The organism is Sagittula sp. NFXS13 (assembly GCF_040148795.1).
GTDB classification, from domain to species: Bacteria; Pseudomonadota; Alphaproteobacteria; order Rhodobacterales; family Rhodobacteraceae; genus Sagittula; species Sagittula marina.
On the sequence record NZ_JAGEMH010000001.1, the window covers coordinates 241,883 to 268,012 of the forward strand.

The 26,130-nt window shown below is 60.9% G+C and carries 25 protein-coding genes; 12 read left to right on the top strand and 13 right to left on the bottom strand.

Annotated elements, in window-relative coordinates; all coding sequences use genetic code 11:
- Positions 1-73 precede the first annotated feature (73 nt).
- The 4 genes from J4E08_RS01140 to rpsF form a co-directional block, all read right to left on the bottom strand.
- Positions 74-1,438: a methyl-accepting chemotaxis protein gene (locus tag J4E08_RS01140; protein WP_349536937.1), complete on the bottom strand. Its 1,365-nt coding sequence runs from the start codon at positions 1,436-1,438 to the stop codon at positions 74-76.
- Positions 1,439-1,602: 164 nt separating this feature from the next.
- Positions 1,603-2,223 carry a 50S ribosomal protein L9 gene (gene rplI, locus J4E08_RS01145; RefSeq protein ID WP_183965314.1) on the bottom strand — a complete coding sequence of 207 codons (621 nt, stop codon included), beginning with the start codon at positions 2,221-2,223 and terminating at the stop codon, positions 1,603-1,605.
- A 10-nt stretch (positions 2,224-2,233) separates the two neighbouring features.
- Positions 2,234-2,461, bottom strand: a complete 228-nt coding sequence (rpsR, locus tag J4E08_RS01150; protein WP_005982441.1) for a 30S ribosomal protein S18 — start codon at positions 2,459-2,461, stop codon at positions 2,234-2,236.
- Between the two features lie 24 nt (positions 2,462-2,485).
- Positions 2,486-2,848, bottom strand: coding sequence for a 30S ribosomal protein S6 (rpsF, locus tag J4E08_RS01155; protein WP_183965312.1), 363 nt, complete (start codon positions 2,846-2,848; stop codon positions 2,486-2,488).
- 298 nt (positions 2,849-3,146) lie between these two features.
- On the opposite strand from rpsF, the gene J4E08_RS01160 reads away from it, so the two are divergent.
- From J4E08_RS01160 to J4E08_RS01170, 3 genes are all read left to right on the top strand, one after another.
- Positions 3,147-3,395: a hypothetical protein gene (locus J4E08_RS01160; RefSeq protein WP_183965310.1), complete on the top strand. Its 249-nt coding sequence runs from the start codon at positions 3,147-3,149 to the stop codon at positions 3,393-3,395.
- A 353-nt stretch (positions 3,396-3,748) separates the two neighbouring features.
- Entirely contained in the window at positions 3,749-4,318 is a 570-nt protein-coding gene (locus J4E08_RS01165) for a YceI family protein (RefSeq protein ID WP_349536938.1), read from the top strand.
- Between the two features lie 569 nt (positions 4,319-4,887).
- Positions 4,888-5,520 carry a hypothetical protein gene (locus J4E08_RS01170; RefSeq protein ID WP_349536939.1) on the top strand — a complete coding sequence of 211 codons (633 nt, stop codon included), beginning with the start codon at positions 4,888-4,890 and terminating at the stop codon, positions 5,518-5,520.
- Here J4E08_RS01170 and J4E08_RS01175 read toward each other — a convergent pair.
- A complete protein-coding gene (locus J4E08_RS01175) occupies positions 5,517-6,713 on the bottom strand; it encodes a cytochrome b/b6 domain-containing protein (RefSeq protein ID WP_349536940.1) in 1,197 nt (398 codons plus the stop codon). The two genes, J4E08_RS01170 and J4E08_RS01175, sit on opposite strands and share 4 nt — an antisense overlap.
- 156 nt (positions 6,714-6,869) lie before the next feature.
- On the opposite strand from J4E08_RS01175, the gene fabD reads away from it, so the two are divergent.
- The 3 genes from fabD (at position 6,870) to J4E08_RS01190 (ending at position 9,033) form a co-directional block, all read left to right on the top strand.
- Positions 6,870-7,811: an ACP S-malonyltransferase gene (gene fabD, locus J4E08_RS01180; protein WP_349536941.1), complete on the top strand. Its 942-nt coding sequence runs from the start codon at positions 6,870-6,872 to the stop codon at positions 7,809-7,811.
- Positions 7,812-7,841: 30 nt separating this feature from the next.
- Positions 7,842-8,579, top strand: coding sequence for a 3-oxoacyl-ACP reductase FabG (gene fabG, locus J4E08_RS01185; RefSeq protein ID WP_349536942.1), 738 nt, complete (start codon positions 7,842-7,844; stop codon positions 8,577-8,579).
- 220 nt (positions 8,580-8,799) lie between these two features.
- Positions 8,800-9,033 carry an acyl carrier protein gene (locus J4E08_RS01190; protein ID WP_183965298.1) on the top strand — a complete coding sequence of 78 codons (234 nt, stop codon included), beginning with the start codon at positions 8,800-8,802 and terminating at the stop codon, positions 9,031-9,033.
- Positions 9,034-9,739: 706 nt separating this feature from the next.
- Here the strand turns inward: J4E08_RS01190 and J4E08_RS01195 are convergent.
- Complete coding sequence (locus J4E08_RS01195; protein WP_183965296.1) at positions 9,740-10,747, bottom strand: Fe(3+) ABC transporter substrate-binding protein; 1,008 nt, start codon at positions 10,745-10,747, stop codon at positions 9,740-9,742.
- 66 nt (positions 10,748-10,813) lie between these two features.
- Positions 10,814-11,632: a nucleoside triphosphate pyrophosphohydrolase gene (gene mazG / locus J4E08_RS01200; RefSeq protein WP_349536943.1), complete on the bottom strand. Its 819-nt coding sequence runs from the start codon at positions 11,630-11,632 to the stop codon at positions 10,814-10,816.
- A 124-nt stretch (positions 11,633-11,756) separates the two neighbouring features.
- On the opposite strand from mazG, the gene J4E08_RS01205 reads away from it, so the two are divergent.
- The 6 genes from J4E08_RS01205 to J4E08_RS01230 all read left to right on the top strand — a co-directional run bounded on the left by J4E08_RS01205 (position 11,757) and on the right by J4E08_RS01230 (position 17,619).
- Entirely contained in the window at positions 11,757-12,920 is a 1,164-nt protein-coding gene (locus tag J4E08_RS01205) for a M20 aminoacylase family protein (protein ID WP_349536944.1), read from the top strand.
- Positions 12,921-13,029: 109 nt separating this feature from the next.
- A complete protein-coding gene (gene speB, locus J4E08_RS01210; RefSeq protein ID WP_349536945.1) occupies positions 13,030-14,004 on the top strand; it encodes an agmatinase in 975 nt (324 codons plus the stop codon).
- Between the two features lie 110 nt (positions 14,005-14,114).
- Positions 14,115-14,522 carry a DUF1499 domain-containing protein gene (locus J4E08_RS01215; RefSeq protein WP_183965288.1) on the top strand — a complete coding sequence of 136 codons (408 nt, stop codon included), beginning with the start codon at positions 14,115-14,117 and terminating at the stop codon, positions 14,520-14,522.
- Between the two features lie 115 nt (positions 14,523-14,637).
- Positions 14,638-15,687, top strand: a complete 1,050-nt coding sequence (gene prfA, locus J4E08_RS01220; protein WP_183965286.1) for a peptide chain release factor 1 — start codon at positions 14,638-14,640, stop codon at positions 15,685-15,687.
- Positions 15,684-16,526, top strand: a complete 843-nt coding sequence (prmC, locus tag J4E08_RS01225; protein WP_349536946.1) for a peptide chain release factor N(5)-glutamine methyltransferase — start codon at positions 15,684-15,686, stop codon at positions 16,524-16,526. Before prfA ends, prmC begins: the two co-directional genes overlap by 4 nt.
- 214 nt (positions 16,527-16,740) lie before the next feature.
- Positions 16,741-17,619: a DUF4167 domain-containing protein gene (locus J4E08_RS01230; protein WP_349536947.1), complete on the top strand. Its 879-nt coding sequence runs from the start codon at positions 16,741-16,743 to the stop codon at positions 17,617-17,619.
- A gap of 707 nt (positions 17,620-18,326) precedes the next feature.
- Here the strand turns inward: J4E08_RS01230 and rsmA are convergent.
- From rsmA to lptF, 6 genes are all read right to left on the bottom strand, one after another.
- Entirely contained in the window at positions 18,327-19,166 is an 840-nt protein-coding gene (gene rsmA / locus J4E08_RS01235) for a 16S rRNA (adenine(1518)-N(6)/adenine(1519)-N(6))-dimethyltransferase RsmA (RefSeq protein ID WP_349536948.1), read from the bottom strand.
- 169 nt (positions 19,167-19,335) lie between these two features.
- Complete coding sequence (gene pdxA, locus J4E08_RS01240) at positions 19,336-20,310, bottom strand: 4-hydroxythreonine-4-phosphate dehydrogenase PdxA (protein ID WP_502949240.1); 975 nt, start codon at positions 20,308-20,310, stop codon at positions 19,336-19,338.
- 122 nt (positions 20,311-20,432) lie between these two features.
- Positions 20,433-21,665, bottom strand: coding sequence for a peptidylprolyl isomerase (locus J4E08_RS01245; RefSeq protein ID WP_349536950.1), 1,233 nt, complete (start codon positions 21,663-21,665; stop codon positions 20,433-20,435).
- Positions 21,656-23,845 (bottom strand): LPS-assembly protein LptD, encoded by a 2,190-nt coding sequence (locus tag J4E08_RS01250; protein ID WP_349536951.1) that lies wholly within the window; start codon positions 23,843-23,845, stop codon positions 21,656-21,658. The genes J4E08_RS01245 and J4E08_RS01250 overlap by 10 nt, the downstream gene beginning before the upstream one ends.
- Complete coding sequence (lptG, locus tag J4E08_RS01255; RefSeq protein WP_349536952.1) at positions 23,845-24,939, bottom strand: LPS export ABC transporter permease LptG; 1,095 nt, start codon at positions 24,937-24,939, stop codon at positions 23,845-23,847. Before lptG ends, J4E08_RS01250 begins: the two co-directional genes overlap by 1 nt.
- On the bottom strand, positions 24,936-26,069 hold the full coding sequence (lptF, locus tag J4E08_RS01260) for an LPS export ABC transporter permease LptF (RefSeq protein WP_349536953.1): 1,134 nt from the start codon (positions 26,067-26,069) through the stop codon (positions 24,936-24,938). The genes lptG and lptF overlap by 4 nt, the downstream gene beginning before the upstream one ends.
- Positions 26,070-26,130: the final 61 nt, after the last annotated feature.

The following is a 26,130-nucleotide window of genomic DNA, read 5'->3' on the forward strand; positions in this document are numbered from 1 at the left end:
GAAGGGCCATCCGAAAGGGTGGCCCTTTTGCGTGGCGGCACTTCGCCCGAGACGTTCAATTCTGAGACAGGTCTCAGCCCGCTTTGCTGTACTCGCCGACCGGAAATGCCGGGGCCTCTGCACCGCTGACTGAGCCGGTGACAGAGAAGTGGGAAATTTCGCCAACCAGGGTTTCCGCCTCGCGCGCGAGGAGAATGCCGGAATCATTGACCTCGTTCACCGTGGCCGCGTTCTGCTGTGTCGCCAGGTCCAACTGGCTAACCGCGACGTTGATCTCCTTCAGGACGTCGGACTGCATCTGAAGGTTCGAGGCAATATGCTGTACGCTAGTGGAAATGTTGTTCACACCGGTGAATACGGATTCGAATTCCTTGGCGGCACGGCCAACCAGCGTAGATCCATCCTTCACATTCTGAGAGCTGGATTGGATCAGGGACTTGATCTCGGAGGCGGACTCAGAACTGCGCTGCGCAAGGCCACGCACCTCGGAGGCGACGACGGCAAAGCCCCGTCCCGAATCGCCTGCGCGTGCGGCTTCGACACCGGCGTTGAGCGCCAACAGATTTGTCTGGAAGGCGATTCCCTCGATGACGGAGATGATCTCCCCGATCTGATCGGAGGAGGACTCGATCTTTTCCATGGCCTCCGTCAGGCTTCCTACCAACTCACGCCCTGTTTCGGCGGTCTGACTGGTTTCATCGGCGGTCGCCTTCACAGACTTGGCTTCCTCCGCCGCGCTATTCGCGGTCGAAGAAAGCTCCTCAATGGCGGCGGCGGTTTCCTCCAGGGTGGCGGCTGTCGTTTCGGTCCTTTGGCTCAGGCCAATCGTCGTGGACTGAATGCCCTGCGACGCAGTGTACACCGTATCAGAAACGCGCTTCACGTTTTCGACCAGCGCCGACAAGTTATCCATCGTCGCGTTAAAGGCCTCGCCCAAGACCACGAGCTCTGGCACTGACGAGTGCCCGACACGCAGGCTAAGATCGCCACTACTCAGCGCATTGAGGCCCTTTTCGATCTCGTTGATTGTGTTTTGTCGATCGGTGACATCGGATGCGATCTTGATCACGCGGCGGACGATACCGATCTGGTCGCGCACAGGACAGTAAGTGGCCAGAATGTAGATCGGCTCGCCATCCTTCCGAATTCTCTTATATTGGCTGGTGAATGGCTCACCGGCCTCGAGTTTGTGCCAGAAATCGGCGTATTCCTCGGATTTCGTGTATTCCTCCTCTACAAACATCCTGTGATGCTTGCCCTCGACCTCTTCGGCCTCGTAGCCAAGCGCAGAGAGGAAGTTTTCGTTTGCGAACAAAACCTCTCCGTCCGGCTTGAAGTGGATGACAGCCTGGGTTGCGTCAATCACATCAAGCAGGTCAGGTTTCTCGTAACGCCGCCCAATCCCCTCTACGGGGGGGGTCTTTCGGAAAAAGGCCATGTTGATCGCTCCCTAGGTCCTCGCTTAGGACGATCCTTAACGGCCGAATGTTACCAAAGGATAATTGGACAAAGGTTATATCGCGCGATTTCTAGGTAATTCGTGACACGAAAAGGCCGCCTCCGAAGGGAGACGGCCCAACCATAGTCACAAAAGTCGGACGATCAGTCGTCGTCGCGCTCAGTGGTCGCCTCTTCAGCAGCCGGAGCGTCATCGTCGTCGTCAGACGCGGCGGAGCCGATGTCGTCAAACAGCTGGGACACTTCGAAATCTGCCTGTGCTTCTTCTTCAGCGGCCAGTTCCTGAATGGACTTGCCGGATTCCTGAAGCTCAGCTTCTTCGGGCGAACGGGCCACGTTCAGGGTGATCACGACCATCACTTCGGGGTGCAGGTGCACCTCGACTTCGTGCAGGCCGAGGACCTTGATCGGCTGACGGATGATGACCTGCTTGCGGTCGATCGAGAAGCCGTCAGCGGTCGCCACGTCGGACACGTCACGGGTGGTGACGGAGCCGTACAGGTTGCCGCCGTCAGACGCCTGACGGATCACGACGAACTGCTGGCCGTCGAGACGATCGCCAAGAGCGGTGGCTTCTTTCTTGGTCTCAAGGTTACGCGCTTCGAGCTGAGCTTTCTGCTCTTCGAATTGCGAGATGTTTTCCTTGGACGCTGTCAGCGCCTTGCCCTGCAGCAGCAGGTAGTTGCGTGCGAAGCCGGGTTTGACGTCGACAACGTCGCCCATCTGGCCAAGCTTTGCCACGCGTTCGAGAAGGATAACTTGCATGTCGCTCTCCTTACTTCACTGCGTAGGGCAGAAGGGCGAGGAAGCGGGCGCGTTTGATCGCACGGGCCAGCTCACGCTGCTTCTTTGCCGAAACGGCGGTGATACGGGACGGGACGATCTTGCCGCGCTCAGAGATGTAGCGCTGCAGGAGACGTGTGTCCTTGTAGTCGATTTTTGGTGCGTTGTCGCCCGAGAAGGGGCAGACCTTGCGGCGGCGGAAAAACGGTTTTGCAGCCATTGTCTATACTCCTTGTGTCGGGGTTCAGTCGCGGGGGCGACGTTCGCGGCGGTCGCCACGGTCGTCTTTTTTCTGCATCTGCACGGAAGGACCTTCTTCATGCTCTTCGACCTTGATGGTCAGAATGCGCATGACGTCGTCGTGCAGCCGCATCAAGCGTTCCATTTCCTGAACGGCCGTCGACGGTGCGTCGGTCTTCAGAAAGGCATAGTGGCCCTTGCGGTTCTTGTTGATCTTGTAGGCCATGGTCTTCACGCCCCAGTATTCGGATTCGACGACTTTGCCGCCATTGTCCGAAAGAACTGTGCTGAAGTGTTCTACAAGGCCTTCTGCCTGCGCGTTGGACAAGTCCTGACGCGAGATAAAGACATGCTCATAAAGCGGCATGTTCGCTCCATTTTTGTCAAGGCGCGTTTCAAAGGGCGGGCTTACCTTCCGCGCCCGACCCACGAGAGTCCGCGCGTTTCTACCGATAGTGCGGAAGGAAGCGCCCGTATACACCGATTGCCGCGCGGCGCAACCCCTGTGTGCCAGGCCGTGCAGGTTCGCGTGGGTGAGGTTGGCAGTCAAGCGATGAACAGGGCAGCTTTGGCACGACTTTGCCCGCAGAACGCCCCATTTCCGGCCCATTGTTCGAAGACTTTTGTAACAAGTTTTTCGCAGCAGTTGAGAATGGGAAGCATTCATGATCGCAATCACGCGCCCCAATGGCCGTTCCAGTGCGCGCCGGCGCGACGTCACCCCGTTCGGCAAATTGGTATTGCGGTATGTTTTGATGGCTGTGGGGTTCGCGCTGACAATGTCTGCCTTTGGTATCTGGATCGTTGGCAATGCCGAAGGGTCGAGCGACATGATGCTGATGAAGCTGGGCGTTTCGCTCTTCATGCTGATCATCGGAATGTGTCTGATCGTCGTGGCAAAGGAAACCCGCTGACGTCTGGTCATCAAAGCCGTTGCTTGTAGGGGCGCTCTCTGCATCTCTCGGGACGGTCTCAAGATGAAATCAACCGGCTTTTAAGCCCAGACTTGGCAGATCCATTCCGAATGCGTTGTCGCACTGTGTGTTTCCGGCCAAGCGCAGTGTCATGGGGCGAAGGGGGTGAGCCGCTGTACAGCTGACTTAAAGAACCAATCGGAACCTTTGGTCCTACCTTTCGCATTTATGCACGCTTTCCGTCGCCAGTGTTCGAAACTCCACAGGTCCTGTGGGATTTGGCCGGATTGTCCTTGCCGCGCAGAAGCATACGTTCCCGCTTACAAACCATACAAAAAACGGGATGACACCAAATGAAATCTGTTCTTTTCGCCTCCGCGCTTGCTCTGGCTCCGATGACCGCAATTGCGGGTGAAGCCTACACCCTCGACCCTTCGCACAGCCAGATCGTCTTTACCTACAATCACCTCGGTTTCTCCACCGGTACCGGCATGTTCTCCGGTTTCGAGGGTGAGATTGATTGGGACAAGGAAGAGCCGGCCAATTCCTCCGTCGAAGTGTCTTTCCCCGTTCGGTCCATGCTGACCGGTTGGGAAGCCCGCTTTGAGCACTTCATGTCCGAAGATTTCTTTGGGGCCGACGACGATGAAATGGTGACGTTCACCTCCACCGGTATCGAAGTCACCGGCGAAGACACTGCCATCATCACGGGCGACCTGACCCTGAACGGCGTGACCAAGTCGGTCGACCTGGACGCCAAGCTGAACCAAGCGGGTGATCACCCGATGGAAGGCAAGCCTTGGGCCGGTTTCGATGCCACAACCACTCTGGTACGGTCCGACTACAACGTAGGCGCATTTGCCCCCTACGTGTCGGATGAGGTCGACGTCCGGATCTCCATCGAAGCCATGAAAGCCGACTAAGCTCTTTTGCCGATGCGGTGATACGGTCTGCTATATGCGCCAGCCGTCAAGGTGAAAGCCAAAGTCTGAAGGAGGGTGAGGAACGATGCTTCCTCGCCCTTTTTTATGCGCCGCCTCATGCCAAGGTTTCGGATGTGGCGCGGGTGGGGAACATGTCTTGCCTTGATCAAGGCAACGGTGCCAGAGACGCCAGCGCCTCGTCCATGTGACCGATTGAGCTGCGTGTTCCGGACCGCTGCGTCAAACCTGCGCCCGGATATTATCGAACACCCGACCTTCGTTTTGTGCGATCTGCTTTGCAGGCATCTCGCAGGTTTCTTCGAGGATCCTCCAGTCCCTCGCGTCTAATCAGCGCTCGCAAAATGTTGAAACCGAAAAGGAGAGTGCCTCCAGCCAGAAAGCCAATGTGTTTAACCGCAGCTCCGCTGGCTGCGCTCATCTTTCCATGGAGGACCAATCGACCGCCCAAGGTGGTCTCAGCTTGTGTCAAATGCGCTGGAGAAGCCTTCGTCCTCAAACGCATTTCTGCCCCATTTCCGAGGCCAATTGCGGGAAATGGAGGTAACCTTATGTTCGATACAGTCCCCGAGGGTGGCTGGGGCAACGGCGGTGGGACTGGCTGGTCCGTCGTCGACCCACAGCCCATCAAACAGAACGCCCCCTATACTTTCTTTTTGCCATCCGCGGCAGAACTGGCTGCACTGAGGCCGGGCGACCGCGTGCAGCTGGGGCTGGCCCCGGACGGCTTCTTTGAAGGTGCGGCAGAACGCGTCTGGGTGCGCTTGGCAGAGGTCACCGCTGAAGGGTGCACCGGCACACCTGACGGGGAGATTCCACCGGGATTGTCAGCTGACAATTCTCTGTCATTCATGCCTCGGCACATTTGGGCGGTGTCAGAGATGCGCGTCGATGATCTGGAAGAGGAGATGCGATACCTTGCCGGAGCACATATGGATCCGCTGATCCTGACGGGCGCGGCGGATGTGGGCTGGCTGGAACGGCGCGCGCCGCACGCAGGGAAGGGCGCATATCCGGAAACCGGCTGGTACGCTTTTGCAGAAGGCAGCGATGGGGCCGGCTCATTGTACCACGGCCCGATCGGGCTTTTGCTGAATTTCGAGGACCGCATGATGCCACTGCTGCGCGCCCCCGTGGGGGCACGCCTGGAGCGATGGGACGGGGGCTGGCGCCGGGTCGCTTAATCTGTGGCGCGTGTGGCGGTCAGCGCCACGTCGATCACCACATCAAATCCCAGTTGTTCAGCGTCGTTCATGTTGTCACCAACACCAAAGCTGCGGCGGTCCAGCGTGGTCTGACCTTGCATCGTTGCGGTGTCGCCGTTCAGGTCTAGCGTGAACGGCAGGGTGACCGGAACCTCTGCCCCTTTTAAGGTCAGCGTGCCTTCTGATACGTAGCCGTCTTCGGTCCGGAGGATCGGCGCTGTGAAGGTCGCCGTGGGGTGCGTCTCGGCGGCGAGGAAATCCGCGCCCAAGGCCTGAGTCGTGACGCTGCCCAGGGTCAATGAGGGGATCGAGACGGTGACTGTCACGTCGCCCTTTTCACCGCTGCCGTCGCTGTCATCAAAGTCGATCTGAGCTGTCCAGTCAGCAAAGCTGCCACTGACGGTTTTGCCGAATTGCTGGACGGACAGGCCGAGTGTGCCTTCGGTCACTTGCCAGTCGCTTTCAACGTCTGCGAGAGCTTCGGCTTGTGGTTCTGCGTCTTGGCTGAACATGCCAAGGGTCCAGCCACCGCCGAGCACCGCCGCCCAGATCGCGACAGCCGCCACAGGGGCCATCAAGCTGTGCGAGACCGATGCGCCTCCTGCTTCGGTCTGACCGAACCACATGCGGCGCAGGGTGGCGTCCTTGTCGATGACGTGATGCTTCAACGCGCCGACCACGTGCAAGACGATGGAGCCAACCAAAACCCAAGCCAAGAGATAGTGCACCGTGGCCAGCATGTCTGCCAGCGCCGGGCTTTTGGGGACAAAGAAAAGGTTCTGCCCGAAGGGCCACCAGATCGGTGCAAAGCCATCGGTGGCGGCGTGCTCGCTCCAACCTGACAGCGGCACCATCACCAGTGAGCCGTAGAGCAGCCAGTGCACGACCTCGGCGGCGAACGTCTCTGCCTTGCGGTCGGGGTGCATCGGGGTTGGCTTTGGCTGTGAGATGGCCCAGACGATCCGCGCCAGTGCGATGAAGAAGATCGCCACGCCCAGCGTCTTGTGGATCGAGAACAGCGTTGCCTTGTAGGCGAGCTGGTCGGCGGTGGCGAACGGCGCGTCGTGCGCGATGACGCCCAGTGGGATCATGATCATAATGCCGAGCGCGATCAGCCAATGAAAGGTCTTGGTCACGCTGCCATAACGGGTGGCTGTGTTGGTCAGGGGCATGAAAGGCTCCGTCGGAGATGAGATCGCTCCTGACTTAGCGGAATGCCGCAGTCGCACAAGCCTCGCCGCTGCACAGAGTTTGTGCGGGACACGTTGCTTCACCGGTTCGGGACGGTTAATGGTTTGTTCCCAAGGACAATACATAAAGGAGAGGGCATGAGCCGCGCATTCATCTTTCCGGGGCAGGGCGCCCAGACAATCGGCATGGGCCGTGATCTGGCAGAGGCCTACCCGGCAGCCAAAGCCGTCTTTGACGAGGTGGACGCCGCGCTTGGCGAAAACCTGTCTGGCCTGATCTGGGAAGGCGAGATCGACGCGCTGACCCTGACGGCCAACGCGCAGCCGGCGCTGATGGCCACGTCGATTGCTGCGCTGCGCGCGCTGGAGGCCGAGGGCGTCACCGTCGACGCAGCATCCTTTGTCGCGGGCCATTCGCTGGGCGAGTACACTGCACTGACCGCCGCCGGGTCTTTGACCGTGGCCGATGCCGCTCGTCTGCTGCGCAAGCGCGGCGAGGCGATGCAGGCGGCTGTCCCCGTGGGCCAGGGCGCGATGGCTGCTGTTCTGGGGCTTGATCTGGCGGGCGTGAGAGAAGTGGTGTCAGAGGCCGCCGAGGGCGATGTACTCGCTGCGGCCAACGACAACGACCCGGCGCAGGTTGTGATCTCCGGGTCGAAAGCTGCTGTGGAACGCGCTGTTGAGGTGGCCAAGGCCAAGGGCGCCAAGCGCGCGCTGCTGCTGCCCGTCTCCGCGCCTTTCCATTGTGCGCTGATGCAGCCCGCCGCAGAGGTCATGGCCGAGGCGCTGGAGGGCGTCGACATCGCAGCGCTCAAGGTGCCGTTGGTGGCCAACGTGCGCGCAAGCGCCGTGACCGACGTGACCGAGATCCGCGCACTGCTGGTGGAGCAGGTCTGTGGCTCTGTCCGTTGGCGCGAGTCGGTGGAATACATGGTGGCGCAGGGCGTGAGCGAGTTCTGGGAAATTGGCGCGGGCAAGGCGCTGTCCGGTATGGTCCGTCGCATCCACAAGCCCGCAGGCGTGCGCAACATCGGCTCCGCCGCCGATGTCACCGCTGCGGTCGAAAGCCTGAACGGCTGAACAACCCCTGAACGGGGAGAGGAGACACATATGTTTGATCTGACTGGGAAATGCGCCCTGATCACCGGCGCGTCCGGTGGCATTGGCGGATCCATCGCGAAAGCGCTGCATGCGGCCGGTGCCACGGTGGGCTTGTCCGGTACACGCACCGAGCCGCTCGAATCCCTGGCCGCAGAGCTGGGGGAGCGTGCGCATGTGCTGCCCTGCAACCTGTCCGACGCGGACGCGGTCAACGCGCTGCCGAAGCAGGCGATCGAGGCGATGGGCGCGGTCGATATCCTGGTGAACAACGCCGGGATTACCCGCGACAACCTGTTCATGCGGATGTCCGAGGACGAATGGAACACTGTGCTTGAGGTCAACCTGACCTCGACCTTCCGCCTGTCCAAAGGCGTGCTGCGCGGCATGATGAAATCGCGCTGGGGTCGTATCGTGAACATCTCTTCGGTGGTGGGATCGACCGGCAACCCTGGTCAGGGCAACTATGCTGCGGCCAAGGCGGGCATGATCGGCATGTCCAAATCGCTGGCCTACGAGGTTGCGTCCCGTGGAATCACGGTGAACGCCGTGGCTCCCGGCTTTATCGAAACCGCGATGACCGACAAGCTGACCGATGACCAGAAGTCTGGCATTCTAGGGCAAATCCCGACCGGTCGCATGGGGTCTCCTGACGAAATCGCCGCCGCCGTTCTGTTTCTGTCCAGCGCCGAAGCCGGCTACCTGACGGGGACGACTTTGCACGTCAACGGCGGTATGGCGATGTTGTGAATACTGGGCGGGCCGTTGCCCGGAGCATTGTGGAAAGCATTTGCGATCCCGGATGCCTGTGCTATAGGCCCCCCAGATTTGATGCCGGTTCGCACTGTACGCGAGCCGGTTTATGGGGTTTACCCAGATAGATCGAGCCGCCCCCCACGGGGCAAAAGAACGTCCGCCGTGGGGTCGGGCAAAGCTGGGCGAAAGCCCTTTGACTTGTGAGGATAAAAACATGAGCGACATCGCAGATCGCGTGAAGAAGATTGTTGTCGAGCACCTGAGCGTCGAAGAAGACAAGGTTGTCGAGTCGGCTTCCTTCATCGACGACCTCGGCGCGGATTCGCTGGACACCGTCGAGCTGGTCATGGCGTTCGAAGAAGAGTTCGGCATCGAGATCCCCGACGACGCGGCTGAGACCATTCAGACCTTCGGCGACGCGGTGAAGTTCATCTCCGAAGCGCAGTAAGTTTTCTTCCCTTTCGGGAAAGACGTGAACGGCGGTCCGCGAAGGGCCGCCGTTTCGCGTTTCGGCCTGCGGCATTTGTGGACGGTGCTCTGGCAGCGATAACGGGGGGAGCCGTGGCAGAGGTGGCTGCCTGCGCGCGACTGTTAACGGGATGCTGTCAGGAGGCCTGCGCCGAGGGTGAGAGCCTTGTCCCTGTCCGGACTTACATTAACGGGCCCATGTTCTGAGAAGGGCGCATAGCGCTTATGTGGAGCGCGGAACGCAGGGTGTCTGGGGTGTAGACTGAAACCTGCCAGCCCCATAGTTCTGCGCTGCCGGTGAAGCTATCGACCGCAAACCCACGCGCCCCAGTGGCTGACGGTTAACCGCAAGGGCCGTACGGTCGAAATATGCGGCGGAAGAATCTCATCGAAAATGTCGTGAGGCAGACGGCAACATCATTGCCGTCGCACAACACTTTCCAGGTCTGGCGTGCAACGCGGGCCACGGGTCACCCTCAGGGCAGGGGCGCGCAGCGCAAGCGGTGTGTACTTGTTGATCCGATGCGCTGGATCATCGGTCACACTTGTCTCGGCAGTGTTATGGCTCGAGCGCGTCCGGGAATGGAGGCAGAGCCCTGAGCGATTTACCCTCTGCCAAGGATACCCTTAAAATACGCGCGGCCGCTTGAACAAAGCGGCCGCGGGGAATTCTATTTTGCTGAAGATCAACCGTCGAAGTCGACTTCTTCGATCAGGCGCAGCGCATCGCCGCGCAGGTTCGCAAGGGTCATCAGGTTGACATCGTCAGCTTCAAATTCGCCCCAGTTTTGCACCAGCTCGATCGCCTCCGAGCCGGGCGCGATGGGGTATTCGTAGTTGGCCTCTGCATAGACTTCCTGCGCCTCGGTGGAGGTCAGGAATTCCATCATCTTCAGGGCGTTGTCTTTGTTCGGCGCGGCAGCGGTCATGGCCACGCCAGAAATGTTGACGTGCGTGCCGGCATTTTCAAAGGTGGGGAACAGCACGTTGACGGAATTCGCCCATTCGGTCTGTTCCGGATCTTCCAGCATTTTGCCCATGTAATAGGTGTTGCCCACGGAGATGTCGCATTCACCAGCCCAGATCGCCTTGACCTGCGCGCGGTCGTTGCCCTGCGGCTTGCGCGCGAGGTTGGCCTTCAAGCCTTCAAGCCACTCCTTGGTGTACTCTTCGCCGTGGTGGTGCAGCATCGCAGAGACCAGCGCCACGTTGTAGGCATTGGTGCCGGAGCGGATACAAATGCGGCCCTTCCACTTGGGATCGGCGAGATCCTCGTAGGTGGTCACTTCGGACGGGTCGACGCGGTCCTTGGAGGCGTAAACGATCCGCGCTCGGGTGGTCAGGCCCCACCAATGACCATCGGGATCATGGTACGCAGCGGGCACATTGGCGGACAGCGTTTCGCTTTCGACGGCTTGCGTCAGCCCAGCCGAGACGACGGCGTTCAGGCGCGAGATGTCGACGGTGAACACCAGATCGGCGGGGGAGCGACGGCCTTCGGCCTTCAGACGTTCAACCATGCCTTTGTCAAGGAAGGCGACGTTGACCTTGATGCCGGTCTCCTCGGTAAAGGCATCGGTCAAGGGGGCCAGCAGTTCGGGCTGACGGTAGGAGTAGACGTTAACCTCCTCTTGAGCCAGCGCAGGGGCGGCCAAAGCGGCAAGGGTCAGGGCAGTGGTGGCGCGCAGAAACATTAAAGTTCTCCTCGAAATTGGTCGAAGCCTGTAAACCTGACTGAAATAATCGGGTCAATACCTGATTTATTCCTTCAGGTTCTTTTGCGCCTTCTCATGCACCTTGGCGGCATCCCAGAGGCGGTCCATTTCGGTCAGGTTGCTGTCCTTCGGAGCACGGTTTTCCTTCGCCAGTTTCTGTTCGATAAAGCCAAAGCGGCGGGTGAATTTGGCATTTGCGGCGCGCAGGGCGGCTTCGGGGTCGATGTCGAGATGGCGGGCGAGGTTGGCCACCACAAACAACATGTCGCCAAATTCTTCGAACTGTTCGTCGCGGTTTTCCGCCTGCCGGATCTCGTCGAGTTCCTCGTGAAGCTTGTCCATCACGTCGTCTGAGGAGGGCCAGTCAAAGCCGACGCGGGCGGCCCGCTTTTGAAGCTTCACCGCGCGCATCAGGGCAGGCAGGCCCATGGCGACGCCGTCCAGAACGCCGTCCTGTTGCTTGGCGGCGCGCTCCTGGGCCTTGATCACTTCCCAGTCGACGGTCTGCTGATCGGCGGATTTTTCGCGGCTTTCGTCGCCAAAGACATGCGGGTGTCGCGCGACCATCTTGTCGGACATGGTGTCGGCCACGGCGTTGAAATCGAACAGCCCCTTTTCGTCGGCCATTTGCGCGTGAAAGACGGATTGGAACAACAGATCGCCCAGCTCGCCTTTGAGCTCGTCCCAAGCCTCGCGTTCTATGGCGTCAGCGACCTCGTAGGCCTCTTCGATGGTGTAGGGCGCGATGCTGGCGAAGTCCTGTTCCAGATCCCACGGGCAGCCGGTGTCGGGGTCGCGAAGGCGGCGCATGATTTCCAGCAGGCGCGGCATACCGCCTTTGGGATCGTGGATCAGGTCAGTCATTGGGGCGTCCTCGCGTCTGCTTGTGGCGCTGGTGTGCGTGAGACATGCGGCGAAGTCCAGACATCTGGGGCTTTCTCCTTGATCGCATCGGGGGCAAGGTGCCGGAAACATCGCGGAGACTCAAATGCCCATCGTGAATTCCATCGCAGCCAATGCCGACGAGATGAAGACCTGGCGTCGCTATCTGCATCAACACCCTGAAATGGGATTGGACTGCTTTAAGACAGCGGCGTTTGTGGTTGATAAGTTGAGAGAATTTGGCGTCACGGATATCCACGAAGGTATCGCGCGGTCCGGCGTTGTAGCGATTATCGAAGGGCGTGAGCCGGGCAAGACGATTGGTTTGCGTGCCGACATGGACGCATTGCCGATGCAGGATATGTCCGGGACCGAGCATGCCTCGACGGTGCCGGGAATGGCGCATACCTGCGGCCACGACGGCCATACGACGATGTTGCTGGGGGCGGCGAAATACCTGGCGGAGACGCGAAATTTCGCTGGCCGCGTCGCGCTTTTGTTCCAACCGGCGGAAGAGAACGACGGCGGCGGGCGCATCATGGTCGAAGAGGGTGTGATGGACCGTTTCAACATCGAGGAGGTCTATGGCATCCACAACATGCCCGGTGATGCGCTAGGCGCATTTGGCACCAACCACGGGGCCATGTTGGCAGGCGTGGACGAATTCACCATCGAGATCACCGGCAAGGGTGGTCATGCCGCGCAACCTCAAAATACCGTCGATCCGGTGGTGGCAGCGGCGAGCATCACGATGGCTCTTCAGACAATTTTGGGCCGTAATCTCAGCGCGCTGGACCGTGTTGTCGTGTCCGTGACGCAGATCCATACCGGCACCGCCATGAACATCGTTCCAGAGGTCGCGACGTTGAACGGCACTGTGCGCTATTACGATCCTGCAGCGCAGGCGATCGTAAAGGCGCGTATGTCAGAAATCATTGAAAATCAGTCGCGTAGCTTTGGGTGTTCATCCAGATTTGTGTACGAAGAGGGCTATCCGCCGACAGTGAACCATCCTGCACAAGCCAGTTTTGCCGCCGATGTCGCACGCGACGTGGTTGGTGCAGACAAGGTGAATGAAAACGCCGATCCAATCATGCCGGGCGAGGATTTTTCCTACATGCTGCTGGCCCGTCCCGGCGCATATCTGTTCCTCGGTCAAGGGGATACGCCAGTTTGTCACCACCCGGAATACGATTTCAAAGATGAAATTGCGCCGATTGGGGCGTCGTTCTTTGCGCGGCTGGTGGAGCGGGCCTTGCCTGCCACCTAGCGTGCAGGTCGATCACGAAAGGCAGGTTTTGCAGGTCTCGCGGCCCACCCAAGCTTGACGCATCGGGGTGGTCGTGGGACGGGTTTTGCACAAACAGGAGGGCTGCGGAATGAGTCTCGAAGACGCCAAGCGACAGATTGATCATGCCTTTACGCGCGACGACCTGAAGGGGCCTTCGTTCGAGAATGTCTTTGCCGGGGCCGCGTCATTTCTGCGGCGCAAATACACCAAGGATCTGCGCGGCGTGGACATCGCGGTGACAGGTCTGCCTTTCGATCAGGCGGTGACCAACCGTCCCGGCACGCGACTTGGCCCGCGCGCAATCCGCGAGGCATCGTTGTTGCAGACCATGGACAAACCCTACGGCTGGGATTTCGACGTGTTGAGCGAATTTGCCATCGCGGATTACGGCGATATGGCCTTCGATTACGCGATGCCCTCCGAAGTCCCGGCGCGCATCGAAGAACATATCGGCGGCATTTTGGAGCAGGGCGCGGCCTGTGTCAGTCTTGGCGGCGACCACTCAGTGACGCTCGGGGCCTTGCGTGCCCATGCCAAGGTGCACGGACCGCTGAGCGTGATCCAGTTTGACGCACATACCGACACATGGGCCGATGACGATCCCAAGCGCGTCGATCACGGAACCTTTTTGTATACTGCGGCCAAGGAGGGCATCGTGGTGCCCGAACGCTCTGTCCAGATCGGGATCAGAACGGACAACCCGGATACGATGGGGTTCAACATCATCGACGCACGCGAAGTGCACGAGATCGGCGTCGAGGCGGTGTCGCAGCGCGTGCATGAAATCGTCGGGCGCAACGCCTGTTACCTGACCTTTGACATTGATTGCCTCGATCCGGCGTTTGCGCCCGGAACCGGCACGCCGGTCTGGGGCGGAATGACCAGCCATCAGGCGGCCGTGGCCCTGCGGCGGCTGGCGGGCATCAATCTGAAGGGGGGCGACGTTGTGGAGGTCTCTCCGCCGTTTGATTCGGCCGGGATCACGGCGGTGGCCGGGGCGCATGTGGCCACGGAGATCCTGTGTTTGTGGGGCTGCGCTCAGCGGTCCAGCTTGCCGGGGTAATCTCGGGCTTTGGTCGTCGGCGGGGATACGCCGGAGATCGGAGGCAGGGCTTTTAACCTTTGTCTGGACAGGGCAGAGGCTCACGGGACAGCACTTCAAGGAGCGTGGGCGTGCGCAAGGTCTTTTATCTCATCATTCTGATCGGGCTCGGCGGTTTGGCATGGATCAGGCTTGCGCCGTCTGATCCCGCGGTCTGGCATGTGGACCCCAAGGTCACGGCGGATCAGGATCTGACGTCCGGCGTGCGGCGGCGTGTTCCTGCCGAGGACGGTGACTTTCTGCGCCTGAACGGCCTGATTCTGGCGACACCACGCACCGAGGTGCTGGCAGGCAGTGTCGACGAGGGATTTGTGACCTATGTCACGCGCTCGATGTGGATGGGGTTTCCCGATTACACCACCGTGCGCGAGGAGGACGGCGTTCTGGAGATCTGGGCGCGCTTGCGTTTTGGCAGCGACGATATGGGCGTCAATCGCGCCCGTGTGGATGGCTGGCTGGCGGCACTGCGTCGCGACTGATCGGCCCCGAAAGCTGACGGTGTTCAGGCGGTCAGACGAGAGTTTCAAGCGGTCACTGCCGATTATGGGCTTACCGGATACTTGACCGCCGCGCGGGACTGGGCGATGAGCAGCCATGATCCCGAATGACAGATTGCAACAGATCAAGGCGCGTCTCGAATATGTCGAGGCGCAGATGGCGGCAGGGTCCGGCGATATTGTGGCGCTTGGCCGCGAACATGCGGAGCTGTCGCCGGTGGTGCGGCAGATCCTCGATTACGAACGGCTGGTCGCAGACATCGCGGATGCAGAGGCAATGCTGGCCGATCCGGAGATGAAGGCACTGGCCGAGGATGAGCTGTACGCCCTGCGCGCGCAGCTGCCCGGCTCCGAGAAAGCGATGCAGCTGGCGCTGCTGCCGCGCGATGCCGCGGATGCGCGCCCGGCAATGCTGGAGATCCGGCCCGGCACGGGCGGGGACGAAGCTGGGCTTTTCGCGAGCGATTTGGCGCGGATGTATCAGCGCTACGCCGAGGCACAGGGCTGGCGTTGGGAAGTGATTGAAGAACAGCTGTCCGAGTTGGGCGGTGTAAAGGAACTGGTGGTGAGGATCGCCGGGGACGGCGTCTTTGCCCGCATGAAATTCGAGAGCGGCGTGCACAGGGTGCAACGCGTGCCGGAGACAGAGTCGGGCGGGCGCATCCACACGTCGGCGGCAACGGTGGCTGTGCTGCCCGAGGCCGAGGAGGTGGACATTGCGATCAACGCCCAGGATATTCGCATCGACACCATGCGGTCGTCCGGGGCAGGTGGCCAGCACGTCAACACAACGGATTCGGCAGTGCGGATCACCCACATTCCCACCGGCCTTGTGGTCACCAGCTCTGAGAAGTCGCAACACCGTAACCGCGAAATCGCCATGCAGGTGCTGCGCGCGCGCCTGTTCGATCTGGAACGGTCAAAAGCCGATGCCGAACGCTCGGCTGATCGAAAGGCGCAAGTGGGCTCTGGCGACCGTTCGGAGCGTATTCGGACCTACAATTTCCCACAGGGCCGCCTGACAGATCACCGCATTGGCCTGACGCTGTACCGTCTGGAGGCCATCATGGGCGGTGATCTGGATGAGATCATAGACGCGCTGACCACCGAACATCAGGCGGCGCTGCTGGCGGAGATGCAAGGATGAGAGCGGCGGAGGTCTTGGCGCAAGCCACGCGCCGGTTGAACGAGGCCGGTGTGCCAGATGCCGGACGCGATGCCCGTCGTTTGATGGCGCATGTGTTGAAAGTGCCGCCGGGTCGCCTGACCTTGTTTCTGCCGGAGCCTGTCGATCCGGAACTGTCGGTCATCTACCTCGCCCTGATCGAACGTCGTGCGGACCGGGTGCCGGTGTCACATCTGGTGGGGCGGCGCGCGTTCTACGGGCGCGAGTTCCTTGTGACGCCAGAGGTGCTGGACCCGCGCCCCGAGACGGAGACCTTGATCGAGGTTGCCTTGGCGGCGCCTTACAGCACGGTCCTGGACCTGGGTACGGGATCCGGGTGTATTCTGTTTACCCTGTTGGCGGAACGCGAAGATGCTGTGGGCTTTGGCTGTGACATCAGCCCCGCTGCGTTGAACGTGGCGCATTGGAACCGCAACAGCCTTGGGCTCGAAGGGCGTGCCGAACTGTGCGAGGGCCGCTGGTACGGCGCGCTGGAGGGTGTCGAGGAGACCTTTGATCTGATCGTTTCGAACCCGCCCTATATCGCTGTGAACGAAATGCCCTTCCTCAGCCCGGAGGTGCGCGATCACGAACCCCGATTGGCGCTGACAGATGAGCGCGACGGGCTGACCGCCTATCATGCGATTCTTGAAGACTACCAACAGTGGCTGGCCCCCGGCGGTCGCCTGCTGGTGGAGATCGGCATGAGCCAGGGTGGCGCGGTTTCGCGCTTGTTCGAACGCGCGGGGCTTAGGAGCGTGCGGGTCGTACCGGACCTTGATGGACGGGATCGGGTCGTAACCGGCACGAAATCGCTGTGAGGCAGCGCGTTTCGTGCAATTTTGCGCATATTGCCGCCATTTCCCCTTGTACCAAGACATTCTATGTGGTTATTCAAACCCAGTCTGCTGTTGAGCGGCACCCGCCGCTCCCGCTAGACGATAAGCCCAAATGCAGGTGACCACGAACTAAAATGGTGCATTTCGCGCCGCAGTGTCACCAAGCCGTAAATCACAGGCTGGAATAGATAAACTCATGCGCTCTTCCAAATCCCGCTCGCGGAACAAGAACAACCGCAATCGCAGCAACAACAACAACTCGTTGGGCAATGTCGTCAACAGGGTGTTCGATTCCAGTGGTCCCGAGGGGAAGGTGCGTGGCACCCCCCAACAGATCATCGACAAGTACAATCAGCTTGCCCGTGACGCGAGCCTTTCCAATGACCGCGTGAACATGGAAAATTTCCAGCAGCACGCGGAGCATTACATGCGCATGCTCGGTGAGGCGCAGAAGGAACAGGACCAGCGTCGCGAGCAGCAGGAACGCGAGAACCGTGAACGTCAGGCCCAGCGTGACAAGGAACGGTCGCAGCGTGACGACGGTCAGAACTCTGGCCAAGAGAGCGGCCAAGGCAACCAGACCAACGATGGTCAGAACAGTGGCAATACACAGGGCAATGGCGGTCAGAACAACGGCGGCCAGAACAATGGCAATCAAAATAGCAATAACGATGGCCAGCCCCCTCAGCCCAAGCCGCGCCGCGAACGTCAACGCCGTGAGCCGGTGCAGCCGCAACAGTCTGACGTGATCGAGACACGCGACGAAGAAGATACGGGCCTGGTCGAAACGCCTGAAAGCCGCGCGGAGCAGATGAGCCCGGCGCAACTGGCCCGAGACGCCGAAGCGCGCGCGGATGCCGCGCCGTCGGAAACTACTCCGGCGGAGAAACCAAAGTCTGAAGACGCGCCCAAGGCCGACGAAAAGCCAAAAGCTGACGAAAAGCCAAAGAAGCCACGCGCCCCGCGCAAACCCAGCACCCGTAAAAAGCCGGTGAAGAAGGACGATGCAGCGGCAGACGCGGCAGAGGCTCCGGCGGAAAAAGCCGGTGACACCACACCCGACGCGGCGGAATAATCGCCCGCAGTGTGATCCGACACATGGAGAGGCCCGCCGCGGCGAGCATTTTCCCGTTCAGGTCTTTTACAGAACAGAAACGGCTACCGGAACATGTACCGGTAGCCGTTTGACTTTCTGAATATCCTCTTTGCCGACCTGTCAACGCAGTGAAGCTTTGTCCCGGAGCCACGGTAAGCCGAAAAATTGGTTGAGGATTTCGTCGGGAGCATAGCTGACAGCGCTTTCCGTGCCTGTCAGGGCTCGACGGTTCAATATCGAAAATTGGACTATCGTGTGGTCAGGACGCTCAGATGTTTTGAATCGTCCCTTTCACTGCGCGGGCATATTTCAACATTTATGTCGGCAGCAACCGGGTGGTTGGCTCGTTCAGCACGTTGATCGGGAGTGGGTCCTCAGCCGGACCGGCGATCACGGTGAGAGCGGCGAGCCGTCACGTGGGCTGTCAACGTAGGGTTCAAGCGTCGTCTACGATGATCTTTTCTGAGTGTGAATATCGCCTCAGCCGAGTGCACAGCTTTGCCCGCGCCTAAAAGCTGACGTCTCGCGCGGTCTCTCATTTGCTTGGGGGGTTTCGCAACCCGCATGTTTGCAAACGTTGCCCATGTTCCGCATATCACCCCAAGAAATGATCTGTTCCCATTGGCTTTGGCCCATAATCCGGGGCCCGCGCGTGTGGTGTTCTGCGATGTCGGTGGTCTAAAGCTTCAGGTCTCGAACGTCCGGGCAAGGGCGCAGAACGCTTCCAGCGACACCTGTTCAGCCCGCTCGGTGGGCGGAATCCCGACCGCGTTCAGCCGATCCTCTATGTCAGCCGCCATTCCCTTCAGCGAGGAACGCAACATTTTTCTCCGCTGGTTGAACGCGGTGGCCACCACCCGTTCAAGGATTTTCTGTTGCGCGGGAAAGCGCGGTTCTGGCAGAGCCTTCAGATGCACCACGGCAGAGCTGACCTTGGGCGGCGGTGTGAAAGCCCCCGGGGGCAGCGTCAGTGCGATATGGGCATCACAGCGCCATTGCGACAACAGTGCAAGACGTCCGTAAGCCTTGGAGCCGGGTTGCGCGACGATGCGCTCAGCGACTTCCTTTTGAAACATCAATGTCAGCGTGGTCCAGAACGGCGGCCATTCAGGGGGCGTAAGCCAGCGCGTCAAAAGTTCGGTGCCGACGTTGTAGGGCAAGTTTGCGCAAATCGCGATGGGTGGTTCCAGATATGCGAGCGGGTCAACCTTCAGCGCGTCCCCTTCGATCACCTCAAGACGTCCGGGGCAGGCCGCGCCGATCTCCGCCAGCGCAGGCAGGCACCGCGCGTCTTTCTCGATGGCCAGAACGCGGCGCGCGCCTACGGACAGCAAGCCGCGGGTCAGGCCGCCGGGGCCGGGGCCAACCTCCAGCACGTCCATGCCGGACAGATCACCGGCGACCCGAGCGATCCGGGCTGTCAGGTTCAGGTCCAACAAGAAATTCTGTCCCAGCGCTTTGCGGGCTGAAAGCTGATGGGTTGCGATCACATCGCGAAGAGGGGGCAGGTCGTCGATCTGGCTCATGCTGTCCCTTCGCCCATCGCCTGCGTCGGGTCAAGCAACACAAGCCAGCGCAGGGCAGGTGGACACGCGGCCTGCCCACATGTCCCTGCGAGGCTAGCTTGCTTCAAAAGACCTCCGGGAGGGTGGAGGGCAGAGCCCCCTGTCTTGCGCGTCGCGCAAGATATGGCTGTCACCGCCGTGCGAGGCGCGCGGCCATGCGCAGCGCCGCCAAGGTCGACGATGGGTTTGCCAGTCCTGCTCCCGCAATATCAAAGGCCGTGCCATGGTCAGGTGACGTCCGAATAAAGGGCAGGCCAAGCGTCACATTCACGCCCTCGTCGAAATCCAGCGTCTTGATCGGGATCAGCGCCTGGTCGTGATACATGCAGACCGCCGCATCGTAGCCGGCGCGGGCCCGGTCGTGAAACATGGTGTCGGCGGGCAGCGGGCCATTCAGGTTCAGACCCTCATCGCGCAGCTTTTGCAGAACGGGCGCGATCAATGCACTGTCTTCATGGCCCATGCGCCCCCCTTCGCCTGCGTGCGGATTCAGGCCTGACACTGCAATCACCGGGTGGGTAATGCCAAACTGCTCGACCAAAGCGCGGTGGGTGATGCGGATGCGCTCCTCCAGCAATTCAGCGGTGAGCGCCTTGGGCACGTCGGACAACGGAATGTGTATCGTGGCAGGCACCACACGCAGCCGGTCTGAGGCGAGCATCATCACCACGTCATCGACGCCGGCGAGATGTGCGAGGAATTCCGTGTGGCCGGGGTAGGCGAAGTCGGCACCTTCGGCCAAGGCCTGCTTGTGGATCGGCAGGGTGCAAAGCGCGGCAGCCTGACCGGTGTGCACAAGCTCGACGCCCACTTCGATGGCGCGGATAACCCCCGCGGAGTGATTGGCCTGCGGCGTGCCGGGCACCCGCGGGCCGGGCATGGGCAGGGACAGCACGGGCAACGCACGGCCAGAGACGGCGACAGCTTCGGCCGGCTCAGAGATCAGCTCATGCGGCACACGGCCGGGCAAGTGCGAAGGCTCACCGATCCAGAAAAACGGCAGATCGGCACGCAGGGACTCCCACGCGCTTTCGATCAGTTCCGGGCCGATGCCGGCGGGTTCACCGCAGCTGACGGCCACGGGAACGGTCGGTGCCTTGTCCAGCGTGGCGTTTGCTACATCGGGCAATGCAGAGGCGTCGGGGCTGGTCTTATCCTGATCGGTGACCGTGTTTGCCGTCACTTCGGGATCGTTCAGCACCCCGGCTGAGGTTTTTTCAACGCCACTCATTGGTCAATGATCGCAGCATCGGAGCGCAATTGCGACAGGTATCCCTCGGCGGCGCCGGTGAGACGCTGGTCGCGCAGGCCGCGCATCACCGTGTCCCGGTCCGGTGCCTCATCGCCAATCGCGGCGGTCCGGCCACAGAGCATCAACAGCACCAGAGTTTGACCGTCTGCGCGTGTCAGCGCCGTGGATGTTTCGCCGGGGTCCAATTTCGACAGTTCGTAAGCAATGTCGGTGGGCACGTCCGAAACAGGAAGGCTGCCACGTTCCAAAACCTCGGGAGGCTGGCCCTTTGCCACGCCGTAAAGGTCATCGCAGCGGTCGACGCGGCTTGAAATTTCAGCCGCTTTGGCAAGGGTTTCCGCGCTGCGCCCACCGGGCAGGTAGTAGGCGGCATATTCAACAGCGCCAACGCCCTCACGCTGATAGTCTGTCTCTTCTACGGCGCGCAGCTGAAACAGGGCGACAGCCCCTTGGAGCGGGATCGGTGGAGACACTTCCCCGGGCTCCAGGCCCAGCAGTATGGGTTGCAGTTGCGGGGGCAGTTCGCTGATGTCTCTCCAAGGCAACTGACCGCCATTGTCACGGGACGCGGTGGCAGAATACCGGCGCGCCTGTGCGGAGAATGCACCGACGTCGGTCAGCTCTGCGATGCGGTTTGCGCGGGCCTGAACGGTCGCCTCTTGTCCGGGGGGGGCTGGCATGATGATCTCTGACATCAGCACACGGACGCTTGAGCCGCCGCTTTGTGCGGACAGCGCGCGATCCACCTCTGCTTCGGACACGTTTGCTCGCCCGGCAAAACGTTGCCGCACAAGCGACCGCCAGCTGAGACCCGCACGCACGAAGTCACGGAAGGTTTCTTTGTCCACGCCCTCCTGGGCCAGTGCCGCGGTAAACTGCTCTTGGGTCATGGAGGCACGGCTTGCGAATTCATCCATACCGTCAGAGATCTCTTCGGGCGACAGGGTTATGCCCGCGTCCTTGGCGGCCTGCAGGCGCAGGCGGTCGTCGATCAACTGCTCGCGCGCAAGCTCGTCAAGGTTGCCGGGGGAGCGCATGGCCCGCAGCATTGCCTTGCGTTGTTGCAGCTCATAGCCGGTGATCACCTCGTCGTTGACGATGATCGCCGGAGAAAAAAGCCCCTGGGCGGCAACGGTCTGCGGCATCAGTGATCCAAGGCCGAGGGCGGCGGCGAGGGCCATGGAAGAAAGCGAGATTTTCAGCGACATATGCGGCGGTACTCCTTGGCGCTGCCATCGATGCCGAAGCCTTTCAGCGCGATGGTCAGGTCGAATTCCGTGGATGGCTCCAGGTTGGTGGCGGAGGCGAATTCCCGCGTCGCACCAAAATCCACCTGGATGCATTCGTTTTGGTATTGCAGCCCCAACCCCACACGGTCAAGGCGACGGTCAGCAAGATCATAGCTGACCTCGGTGGCGGTTTCCCAGTTGCGGGTCACTTGATAGCGGCTGTCGAACGTCCATTCCGACACGGTATTGTCGCGCTCCTCAAAGACGTCCTTGGTCAGAAGAACGTAGGACGCCCCGAGGTCCATGCGGGTGTTGGACCACCCTGCGCGGGCCTGCGCCTTGGAGAAGCGGTCATTTTCGTCCAAAAGGCCGCGGGCGCTGAGGGTGATGCCCAAGGGATTGGCAAAGCGCCCGGCGATCAGCCAGTCGCTGGTTTCATTGTCCAGACCTGATGAGCGCGAAAATTCCGGGTCAGTTGTGTCCTGCCAGACGCGGCCAACGGTCAGTGCCGTGGACCAGCCTGCGGGCGCCTCGTGCATCCAACGCAGACCGGCAGCGAGGGTTGTCCCGTGTTCGCGGCGGTCTGCGGCAGGGAAGCGGGACAGCGACAGAAGGTTGGCCTCGTCGAATTCGACGCGGGTGCTTTCCTCGTTGGCGTTCAGGCCGCGTTCGCCGCCGACCCAGCCCACCTGCATGATCGGTTCCAGCAGGGTGCGGGCGCCACGGGGGCTGCGCCGAACCAGCGGGTAGCGCAGTTCGAGCGCCGCGCCGGGCGTCACATTGGTGACCCTGTCCGGTACAGCGGCGTCCTGATCGGTGACGTAATGGTCAAAAAACAGATGGGTCGACAGGCCGGCGCGCAAGCCGCCCGCCAGCGTCCAGCGATTGCGCCAGCTCGCTTCTATGTTCATCCTCGCAGTGTCGCGTCCGTCAACCAGCAGATCGTCATCGGGTCCGTCCACGTCCAGATCTGACTCGCGGTACAGCCCGCTGAGTTCGGCAGACAGGCGAAATTCGCCGGGCACCCGATCAAAGAAGAAACGGCGGTCTGTGTAGGCGCTGGCGGTGATGCCGGGCTGCGTTTCGTTGTCTTCGTAGTCACGCAACGATTGATAATTCGTCAGGCTGAACGACACTCGGCGATCCGTCTGAACGCGCGCGATCGTCAGGTTGCTGGCCAGCCGTTCATCGGAGGAATAATTGTAATCATTCAGGTAGGCTTCGTCAGAGACCGCGCGGATATCAAACCGCAGCTTGTAGTCGCGCGGCAGCTCGAAAAGGCCTTCGGCAAAGAGATAGCCGCGTGCGCCTTCTTTACGGAAGTCATCGCCTGACACCGCGCCAAGCAGCGTCACGTCACCATTGCGAAAGGCGCGCCGATAGCGAAATTCCAGCGTGCGTGATTTGGTGGTCAGATGCGGCGTCAGCGTGATGTCCTGACTGTCACCGATCGGGATGAAATACGGCGTGCGGATGCCGAAACCCAGCAGCGTCGAGCTGGTGAAGGTGGGAAACAGAAACCCGCGTGCACGGTCCAATGTCGGGTCGGGAACGCGCAGACGTGGCAACCAGAAGATCGGCACATCCATCAGACGGAATTGCGCGTTGTCGAAGTATAGTTGTCGCGCCTCCTGATCGTGGATCACTTTGCTGGCGCGGATCTGCCAGAGCGGCGTTTCGTTCGGACCACAGACCTGACAGGAGGTGACGGCGACGCGGCTGAGTTGGGTATAGCGCCCTTCGACACGGGCCGCTTCGACGGCGGCCAGTTGCAGATGCTGGTCTATGACAAGGCGTGCGCCCTTGATGAGGCCGTTGCGAAAACCCTCGTCCAGTTCGGCCTGGTCCGCGAGGATCAGGATGCCCTGTTCGGGGTCGGCAATGCGGATGGGCCCCTCGATGGTGAGCTGGTCGGCCGACCGGTCGTAGATGATCCGCGAAGCGCTGAGGCGGTAGTCGCCCTGGAGCGCCTCCACGTTGCCGGTGGCGATCAGGCGTTCGTCCTGCGCCACCAGTACGTTGTCGGCCACCAGAAGGGCAGGGTCGTCATTGGCCTGTGCACTGGCGGTCACGTCTGTTTGGGCGGAGAGCATGGCCGGGTTCGCCGCTGTGACGGCTGCCGCGAAGAAACAGGCGATCAGGCGGTGAGATCCACGCATCATCCGTCCTCCATATGCAGCACCAAACCCAAGGCCAGAAGGACCGACGCCGTGGGGGGCACCCAAGCGGCAATGATCGGACCAAGCTGGCCGTTTTCACCCATGATCTGCGCGAAGCTTCGCACATAGTAAAGCCCAAAGCCAAGCAGCACCGCCCAAAGCACCGCCGGCCCGGTGCGGCCAAGCCGCGTGGGTTGCATGGTGAAAGCCGCGCCGATCAAGACCATCGCCACCAGAAAGAGTGGGCGGGCAAGCTCCATGTTGTACCAGACGGCGTGCCGGCGGGCGGAGAAGCCGGCATCTTCCAGACCTTCGATGAAGTTGGGCAGAGCCCAGATTGGCACCGCGGACGGGCGGCCAAATCGGTCGCGGATGCTGTCGCGGGTCAGGGTGGAGGGCAAGTCATAGGTGGCGTGGACCTTGGCCCCCAGTTCCGGATTCAGTCCGGGTGACAGCGGCCATGCCTTTGCGTTGGTCAGACGCCATGCGCCGTCTATCAGTTCGGCTTTCTCGGCCTGTATGCGCAGGTCGGGACCGCCGTTGGGCGCATATTGAACGATGCTGACGTCGTAAAGCTCTGTGGCCTCCGGGTTGGCGCTGCTGGCGCGGATCACGGATTGTCCGTCTTCGCCGCCTTGCCTGAGCCAGAGCCCCTCGGCACCCAATGACAATGTGGACGTGTTGCCAGACTGGAAGCTTTCGCGCAGATCGGCGTAGCGTTTGGAGGTCGCGGCCACGATCGGATTTATAACGGCGACGATGAAAACGCCAATGGCAAAGGCGGTCAGCACCGGTGACATCAGAGCGGTCAGTCCCGACCGACCCACGGCTCGGGTCGCGACCAATTCGGAAGAGCGCGCCAGACCAATGAACAGGCCGACAGTGGCGAGGATCATAACGAGCGGGAGGACTTCGTACAGGCCCTCTGGCAGTTTCAGGAAAACGAGCAGAAGGATCTGCCCGAACTCCAGCTCATCCCCAAGGCGGCGCATTTCGTCGATCAGGTCGAGCAGGGCCTGAAACAGACCGAAGACGCCAAGAATGCTGAAGAAAATCGTCATGAACCGGCGCGCGAAGTAGTAGTGCAGCTTCATACCGTGGCCTCTGTGACCTGCGCGCGGCGGCGTGGGCGGAAGGGGCGCGCCGCCTGCCACAAAAGGCCCCATACCATCAGACTGCCGACCAGAGAGGGCGCGTAGATCAGCGGCCAGAGCGCCGCGTTGGCGACAACGACCGGGGCTGCGGCGCTTTCGACAACTTTGACCAGGACCAGAAGGAAGATGGCAAAGACAATCTGCTTGGTCACACCGAAGCGGGAGAAACCGCCGATCATCAGGGCAGCGTAGCCGATCAGGGCGGCCACAACGCAGAGCAATGGACCCTGAATGCGCGAATGCGCTTCTTCGAGCACTTCGCCACGGGTGTCCCCGTTGATTGCTTCGATAGCCGCAGGGTCCGACAGAAGTTGCAGTGTCGGGATTGCATCCGTCTTCTGGCTGCGGGTTCTCCCGGTGCTGATCAAACCGGACAGATCATAGGTGAAATCCGCGAAATTGGTGGTGGACAGACGTTGTTTGTCCAAATCCATGGTCTGCGCCATGCCCGCCAGCATCACCATCTTTGGTCCTTCGTCATCGCGCAGCAGGTATGCACGTTCTGCCGTGTAGGTGGTGGCGCGATCCGCTTGTCGCCGGTCGGACAGGAGGACATCGCGCAATTCGCCCTGGACGGTGATTTCACGGATGTAGAATGTGATGCCGCTTGTTGGGTGCAGGAAGGTGCCTTCGCGGAGGAGTGCCGCCGACAGGGAACCGGACAATTCCTGCTCGCGGTCGCGCAATTGCTGCATGGCTTGCGGCACAAGGATGTTGGTCAGCACCGCCATGAGAAATGCGATGAAGACGCCAAAGATCAGGTAGGGACGGGCCAGCCGCCAAGGGGAATACCCCGTGGCCTGCACCACGGTCAGTTCGGAGTCGCCAGACAGTCGGTTGGTGACATAGACGGCGGCGGCAAAGACCGACAACGGCAGCACGAGCGCGATGACGGCCGGCAGCGAGAGCAGCGTGAATTCAAGCACCACAAGCGCGGAGTGGCCATCGGCAATCAGCCGGTCGAACAGCACTACGGCGCGGTTGACCCAATAGACCGACACCAGGACCAGGGCAAAAAAACCGAACAGAACCATAAGTTGCGACAGCACATATCTGTCGAATCTCTGCACTTTGGATCGTCCCCCCGGGGTCTATTGTTGCCGTTCACATTATGCCAAACGGACCGGGGGG